The organism is Brevibacterium sp. FME37 (assembly GCF_014897485.1).
Classification (GTDB): Bacteria; Actinomycetota; Actinomycetes; order Actinomycetales; family Brevibacteriaceae; genus Brevibacterium.
Genome location: NZ_JABUYE010000005.1, coordinates 237250 through 244987, shown reverse-complemented (window position 1 = coordinate 244987; position 7738 = coordinate 237250). Strand labels below are relative to the sequence as shown.

Genomic DNA, 7738 nt, shown 5'->3' with positions numbered 1-7738 from the left:
ACCAGGATCACGAATCCCGCTAGCTCGGGTGTCCACAAAACCAGGCTAACCTCAGGGCTCGGTGGGCTGCAGCCGCCTCGGCGAGGTGGAACGTCGTACCGACTCGACCGCGCAGTACTCCGGTCGCCAACAATTGGTTGATCGCTTTCGCCGCCTCGGCGAGGTCCGCGGCCGAAGCGTTGCTGATCGCGAACCCGAGCACGCTGGCGTCGCGGGTGTAGAGCTGGCCGATAGGCACCCTCGGCGACGATTCCATTCCGGCCATCACGATTACCCGCGCACCGTGCGCAAGAAGGGGAACGGACCCTTCGAAGTTATCGTCACCGCTGGCGTCCCACCAAACATCGACTCCGTGTGGGGCAGCCGATTCAACCTGTGTGTAGTAGTCGGGGGCATGTTTGTCGATGACGACGTCGGCTCCGCAGTCGGCGACCCACTGTTCGTCGTCGGCAGATGCACCGGCGATGACATGCGCACCCATAGCCGCAGCGAATTGGACGATCGCTGTGCCCACGGCGCCGCTGGCCGAACCGACCACGATCGTCTCCCCCGGCCGCAGCCGCGCCTCCCGAACGAGGCCTAAGTAGGCGGTTCCGGCCGCGTGCAGGGTGGGGGCCGCCTCGGCGGGGTCGATGGCTGCGGGAAGTGGGTACAGCCAGTCGACCGGTGCAACGACGTATTCGGCGAACGTGCCTTGGCGACCGTCATGGCCGAGGCTATTGGACCACACCCGATCGCCCGGGCTGAACTGCTTGACCGCCTCGCCGACGGTGACGACGGTTCCCACGAGATCTCGGCCGATGACGAAGAGGAACGGCAGCGGTGTGGGAAAGGCGCCGGAACGGACGAAGAGGTCGACGTGGTTGACCTCGCTGGCCTCCATGCGCACGAGTACCTCGCGCTCGCGAGGACGGGGCACCGGCAGCGCACCGACGTGGATGTCATCGGCGCTGCCGGTGGCCTCGATGAAGGCGGCTTGCATCCGATCGGGGAGGTCCACCGGTCTCATCTCCTCAGTGAATGTGGTTCGTTCACTGCCGACGATACCCCTAGGCGTTCGTGTCACTCGCCGCCGGAGTGTTCACTCCCCATCAATGTGTTCGGCGCTGGACTCCCTGGTGTTCTCAACATTGGCGACGACATCCTCGGACTTCAGCCGGGTCTTGATGCCGACAGCGAAGACGATGACGGTCATGATCAGGCAGGCCAGCTCGCCCCATCCGAAGGTGAGCACGCCCAGGCTGCCCTCGCCGTAGGTGCCGAGGAAGCTCAGCACAGCGAGGCCACCGAGCCACAGCAGCATCCACCAACCCGACTTGAACTGCAGCGGCGGGATCTTGCTGCGGTCGCTGAAGGCGTAGTGCAGCCCGAGGACGACGTAGCCCAGTGCCATCGCGATGAACAGCTTCCAGTTCGTGTCCCAGCCGGTCCAGAAGACGATGAGGTTGGCGGCGAGGAATCCGAGGAAGGGCAGTGTGTCACCACCCGGGAGACGGAACGGCCTTTCCTGATCCGGCAGCTGACGTCGCAGCGCGGCGACCGTGACCGGGCCGCTGCCGAACGAGATGACGGTGCCGGAGGTGATGAACCCGACCATCTTCGCCCACGATGGGAACGGGAAGAACAGGAAGCAGGCCACGATGAACGTCACCAGCAGACCGATCCAGGGAATCCCCCGCTTGCTCAGCTTCGTCAGCCCCGACGGTGCGTTGCCGACTCGAGCCTGCGAATACGACAGGCGGGGGCTGAGCGCGGTGAAGATCAGACCGGTGTCGGCCGGAGACACGACAGCGTCGATGTAGAGGATGACGGCCAGCCACATTGCGCCGAGCATGATCGCGATCTCCGCCCACGGGCCTGCCGAGTTCGAGAACGACAATCCGCCCCAGCCGTCTTTGAGCAGCTCGGTGGGGACGGCGCCGATGAAGGCGACCTGCAGGAGGATGTAGATGATGGCGGTGAGAACGATCGAACCGATCACGGCGAAGGGTACATTCTTCTGCGGGTTCTTCGTCTCCCCGGCGAATTCCACGCCCTGGCGGAAACCCAGGTAAGAGAAGACGATGCCTGCCGCCGGCAGGGAGGCGAAGACCGGGGCGAGTCCGTTGGGAGCGAAACCGCCGAATTCGGCCATGTGGAAGTGGCCCGGATTGAATGCGAGGATCGCCAGTCCCACGAACACCAGGACGATGACAGCGAGCTTCCACCACACGAGCACGTTGTTGAACTGAGCGAAGAACTTCACGCCGAACATGTTGATGACGCAGAAGACTGCGACCATGACGATGCTGACGAGGATGCCCGGTCCGGTGAGGACGAGCACCCCTTCCTTGGTCTCCATCAGCCAGGGCATATAACTCGAGGCGTATTGGACGGCTGCGAGCACTTCGATGCCGACGGTGCCGGCCGCTGCCAGCCAGGTGATCCAACCGCTGGTGTAGCTGGCGAAGGATCCAAACGCGTAGTGCGGATAGCGGACGACTCCGCCGGCGACGGGGAACATGACGCCGAGTTCCGAATAGTTCAGTGCCACGAAGATGATGAGAATGGCGCCGATGGCCCAGGACAGGATCGCTGCCGGACCCGCCATGCTGGCTGCGTCGAAGGCGCCGAAGAGCCAGCCTGATCCGATGATCGATCCGACGCCGGTGAAGAGCAGACCGGTTTTCCCGATATCGCGTTTGAGTCCTTTGTCGTGGACGACTGTCACGCTCGTGTGCGAGCCAGATGACAGTGGATTTCGTGAGGGCACCGTTGCCTCCCGTGATTGTGATGGCAGTTTTCCGGGGCCAGTTTTCCGCTGTCGGTCTGTGATGTCAATTACAAATGGGGCTCATCGTCGGAGGTCAGGAAGCCAAACGCCCCGGACACTGAATTTCCGTGTCCGGGGTCGAATGGTGGAACGTTTCGGGTCACTATGTGAAGTCTGTGGCGAACCAGGCACGGTTCGCCACGTTCGTGCGGGATGGTCGGGCCACCTCGGCGAGAGTCAGCGCTGTTTGTACACCCTCCGGGCGATGATGACGCCGACGAGTGAGAGCAGGGACAGGGCCGCGTAGTAGAAGCCGGGTACGGTCAGTTCTCCGGTGGCGCTGAGCAGTGCGGTGAGGATGAGCGGGGCGAAGCCGCCGAAGATCGCCACACCGAGGCTGTAGGCAATCGTCATGCCGGAGCTGCGCACCTGGACGGGGAAGAGTTCGGACAGCAGCGCGGGCATCGGACCGAAGTAGAAGACCATGAACAGGCCGACGATCGCCTCGCACACGGTCAGGATCGCGATCGAGGGATGGTTCGTGAGCAGGATGAACATCGGCCACGCGACGATGATGCCGACGATGGTCGTCGGGATCATCACGGTCGTCGCGCCCACCTTGTCGGCGAGCTTCCCGGAGAACGGGGAACCGATGAGGGTGATGACACCGGCAACGACGGCACCGGGGAACGCCGCCCACGGTTCGAGCCCGAGGTTGCCGACCGCGAACTGGGGCAGGAACGTAATGAGGTAGACCGAGATCGTGGCCATCGCGATGATGAGGAACGCCGCAACAAGGCGGCCGAAATGCTCGCCGAGGAGGGTCCGCAGCGGGTTGTCGATCTTCACTGAGGCCTTGAACTCAGGAGTGTCTTCCATCTTAGAGCGGATGTACCAGCCGACGGGGCCGATGAGCAGGCCGATCGCGAAGGCCACGCGCCAGCCCCAGGAGTGGAGTGCCTCTTCGCTCAGGGTCGAGCTGAAGATCCAGGAGATGCCGGCGGCGAGGAACATCGAGATGCCCTGGGTCGCGGTCTGGAAGGAGGCGTAGAAGGCCTTGCCGTGTTTGGCGTTCTCGGTGAGGAAGGCGGTGGCTGACCCGAACTCGCCGCCCGCGGAGATGCCCTGGATGATGCGGGCGATGATGAGGCCGATCGCGGCCCACACGCCGATGACCGACTCACCGGGCAGTACGACGATGATGAAGACGCCGAGCGTCATCAGACCGATCGTCAGCGACAGGGCCGACTTGCGGCCGTATTTGTCGGAGTAGCGGCCGATGATGACGGCGCCGAGGGGGCGGACGACGAACGTGATCGCGAACGTCGCCCAGGTCATCAGTTGTGCCGACAGACCTTCGCCGGGGTAGAACACCGCGGTGATGGAGGTCGCCATGAACCCGAAGAGGATGATGTCGTACCACTCGAGGGCGTTGCCCAATCCGGCCGCGAGGACGGCCTTGCGTGCCCGGGCCTTTTCCGCGCGAGTTTCGACGGTGTTCTGTGTCATTGCATGCCTCTTCTAGTTGGCGACGGGTCTCTGTCCGACGCCTGGTCAGTACTCAGGTAGTGAGTCTAATCGCATGCTTGAGACGAAGAGGCTGCTGTCCGTCACACTAGCCCTGCTCCGCTTCCTTCTCCTTCTCCGCCTTGTTGAAGTCCTGATATTCCTTGATGATGTCGGCGGCCGGGCCGTCTGCACGCAGAACCCCCTTTTCGATCCACAGAGCACGGTTGCAGGTGTCTTTGATCGTGCGCATCGAGTGCGAGACCAGGAAGACCGTACCGGCATTCTCGCGGATCGAACGGATCCGCCCCTCTGAACGGTCGCGGAACTTCTTGTCACCGACGTTGAGCGCCTCATCGACGATGAGGATCTCGTGCTGGACAGAAGTCGCGATGGCGAATTTCAGCCGCTGGGACATCCCCGAAGAATAGGTGCGCATCGGCAGGTCGATGAAGTCCTCGAGTCCGGTGAATTCGACGATGTCGTCGAACTTCTCCTCCACCTCTTCGCGGGTGAGGCCCAGGGCCAGGGAGCCGAGCATGATATTGCGGGCACCGGAAAGATCAGGGATCAGTGCTGCACCGACACCGAGGAGGTTCGGCCTCGAGCTTGCGTAGATCGTCCCCTCCGAAGTCGGCGTGAGACCCGTGATCGATCGCATGAGAGTGGACTTGCCGGAACCGTTGCTGCCGATGACACCGATGGATTCGTTCTTGTGCGCAACGAAGCTGACACCCTTGAGTGCATGGACTTCCTGGAGGCCGCGCTGGCGATCGAGCAGACCTCCCCCACCACCGAGCTTGAGCTTCTTGCCCGTGGCCATCGTCTTATAGCGGACGTGGACGTCATCACAGACAACGACCGGAGGGTTGTTCTTCGTGGTCTCCGGGAGACCGCCGGTGTCGTATGTTTCCTGCTCGCTCTGTTCGCTCTGCTCACTCATCGCGACCGTACCTTTCCTCGGCCTGCCAGAAGAAGACGAAGCCGATGATGAAGATGCCGAAGGCCCAGATTGCGAGGTGCCAGAAGTAGTCATAGGGAACATCGCGGCCCACCATGAGGATGCCGCGGGCAATCGCGAGCACGTTGTTCAGCGGCTGCCAGTCCGCAAACACCTGCCAAGCGGGGTCGGGGTTGATCTTCGCCACCATGACCTTGAGGTCGAAGAAGACACCGGAGGTGTAGAAGATCATGCGGGAGATGAAGGGGATGACTTGGCTGAGGTCTCTGAAGTGGACGGTGATGCGGGCGAAGATGAAGGCCACACCCTGGTTGAAGATCCAGAACAGGATGACCAGGGGAATGAAGAGGAACCAATCCCAGGCCGGTCGGGCCCCAAACATCATCGCCAGGATCATCATGAAGATCAGCGTGGGGATGAAGTTGAGCAGGTTCTGAAACACCTTGGAAATGGGCAGAACGATGCGTGGGAACGGCAGGGACTGTACAAGAGACGCGTTGCCGATGATCGACTTCGCACCGCCGTTCATCGAGGTGTTGAAGAACTCGAGGACGAAGACGCCGATGACGACGAAGGGAGCGAAATCATCGGGGCGCGCTGTCGCTCCCTGCATTATGACGCCGAAGACCGTGCCGTAGATCAGAGCCGAGAATGCCGGCCGCAGCAGCACCCAGAGCATGCCGAGACGATTGCGCTCGTTCTCGGACTGCATCCGGTACTTGGCGAGGGTATAGGTGAAGTCGCTGCGAGTGATGAGCTGTTTGATGTACTGGGGCAGTGACGGCCGCCCGCCGACTCTTTCGAGCCCGTGCTCCTCAGCTATCTTAGCCATATCCATGTACAGAAGTTTCTCTCGTCGGCGGCTGGGGGTCGATCACAGGAAGTCTACGTGATGAGGGTAGCCGATTCTCACAGTCGGCTGTGAGCCTTGAAGTCGAAATCCGGGTCCTCGATCTGGGCTCGAGTCGGAATGTTGTTACCTGTCAGTACTCGACGTGCAGCGGCCTGCATCGGAGGCCAGTTGAGTGTCTCGACGCCGATGAGCGCCGCGTCTGGGTTCGATCCATCGAAGTGGAAGACCTGGAATTTCTTGCCGCTGGGATCGTGCCTGATGACCGTGTCAGTGGCATCGGGGCTGGTCAGGCCGGCAGTGAAGACCTTTTCGGGGCCCTGGAAACTCCAGTGCCAGGGGATATCTGACCAGGGTTCAGCTGTGTCGCTGTCGTCGGTGCTCAGCAGTTCGGCGAGGTATTTTCCGTGGCTCTCGGCCACGGGTTCACATGCCCACGGATGGTCCAGGGCGAAGGGCCCGTCGGTGATCTGCGCGCAATCACCTGCCGCCCAGACTCCGGCGTGAGATGTTGCCAACTTCTCATTCACTTCCCACGTTTCGGCGGGTCGGAAGCCATCGATGGGAATCAGGGTGGGGCGGGCGCCGACGCTGGTGACGAACAGGTTGTGAGTGTTCGCGGGAATTTCATCTGGACTGCTCGTGTGGGCCACAAACCTCACGCCGGCTGCTGTGTGGGCATCGAACAGCGCCGAGCGCACAGGCGCAGAGAGCTGTTTGCGCAGGGGTTCATCGCCGCGCAGGTAGACGGTCGCCTCATGACCAGCCGCGACGGCCGAGGTGGCGACCTCCATACCTAAGTATCCGGAGCCGAGGACGCCGACGTTGAGCGCCTCGTCCGTCGTGGCCACCTGCTCGCGGATCCACTCGGCCTCGGACAGGTTGTACACGGGCAGGGCATCCGGGTAGCCGGGGATCTCCGGACGATTCGCTTCCATGCCTGTGGCCAAGATGGCGTGAGTGAAGTCCAGGGTCTCCCCCGACGACAGATGAACGGTGCCGGTGTGCTGGGACTTCGCGGTCGCCTCGGCGAGGGTGATCTCTGTTGCCTTGTCACGAACAAACGTGACGAGCTCACTGGATTCGAGGTGGAAGGGCAGGTGGTACCTGGAGTCGTCGAAGAGGTGCTTCGACAGTGGGGGCCGTTCGCTGGTCTCCCCCGCGGCGGGGTCGATGAGGGTGACCGCCTGGCCGCGTTCGCTGAGCTCCCGGGCGGCGGTGGTTCCGGCCAGCCCTGCACCGATGATGACGATCTTCTTTGCCATGTCTCCATGCTATGCCCGGTGGGAAAGACCCCAGGGACGGGTGCAAGCCGTTCGGGCCCGTGTTTAGACTGGGGCCATGGATGAAGAATCAGTCTCCGTAACAGAAATCCCAGAAGGCGCTGCCATCATCGACGTCCGTGAGGATGACGAGTGGGAAGCCGGGCACATCGACGGCGCACTGCATGTGCCGCTGGGCGATCTGCCGACCCGACTCGACGACCTTCCTCTCGATGACGATATGTACATCATCTGCCGCACCGGCGGTCGCTCTCACCGCGCTGTGGCCTGGCTGACGAACAACGGCTTCGACGCCTTCAACGTCATTGGCGGCATGGGGTCCTGGAACCTCGACCACGGCAAGCCGATCGTATCTGAGACCGGCGAGGAGCCGTGGGTGAAGTGAG

Annotated in this window: 7 protein-coding genes; 1 reads left to right on the top strand and 6 read right to left on the bottom strand. The window is 62.4% G+C overall.

The window, feature by feature from the left end; translation table 11 throughout:
- Nucleotides 1–19 precede the first annotated feature (19 nt).
- The 6 genes from INT29_RS08745 to INT29_RS08720 all read right to left on the bottom strand — a co-directional run bounded on the left by INT29_RS08745 (nt 20) and on the right by INT29_RS08720 (nt 7334).
- Nucleotides 20–1009, bottom strand: a complete 990-nt coding sequence (locus INT29_RS08745; RefSeq protein WP_226841752.1) for an NADPH:quinone reductase — start codon at nt 1007–1009, stop codon at nt 20–22.
- A 72-nt stretch (nt 1010–1081) separates the two neighbouring features.
- Entirely contained in the window at nt 1082–2710 is a 1629-nt protein-coding gene (locus INT29_RS08740; protein WP_193071389.1) for an APC family permease, read from the bottom strand.
- Between the two features lie 279 nt (nt 2711–2989).
- The gene (locus INT29_RS08735; RefSeq protein WP_193071388.1) at nt 2990–4261 is read right to left on the bottom strand and encodes an MFS transporter; all 1272 of its coding nucleotides are present in this window, start codon (nt 4259–4261) and stop codon (nt 2990–2992) included.
- Nucleotides 4262–4367: 106 nt separating this feature from the next.
- On the bottom strand, nt 4368–5201 hold the full coding sequence (locus INT29_RS08730) for an ABC transporter ATP-binding protein (protein ID WP_101573311.1): 834 nt from the start codon (nt 5199–5201) through the stop codon (nt 4368–4370).
- Nucleotides 5194–6051 carry an ABC transporter permease gene (locus INT29_RS08725; RefSeq protein ID WP_319020864.1) on the bottom strand — a complete coding sequence of 286 codons (858 nt, stop codon included), beginning with the start codon at nt 6049–6051 and terminating at the stop codon, nt 5194–5196. Before INT29_RS08725 ends, INT29_RS08730 begins: the two co-directional genes overlap by 8 nt.
- 77 nt (nt 6052–6128) lie before the next feature.
- A complete protein-coding gene (locus INT29_RS08720) occupies nt 6129–7334 on the bottom strand; it encodes an FAD-dependent oxidoreductase (RefSeq protein ID WP_193071387.1) in 1206 nt (401 codons plus the stop codon).
- 76 nt (nt 7335–7410) lie between these two features.
- On the opposite strand from INT29_RS08720, the gene INT29_RS08715 reads away from it, so the two are divergent.
- Nucleotides 7411–7737 (top strand): rhodanese-like domain-containing protein, encoded by a 327-nt coding sequence (locus INT29_RS08715; RefSeq protein WP_101573305.1) that lies wholly within the window; start codon nt 7411–7413, stop codon nt 7735–7737.
- The last annotated feature ends 1 nt before the right edge of the window (nt 7738 follow it).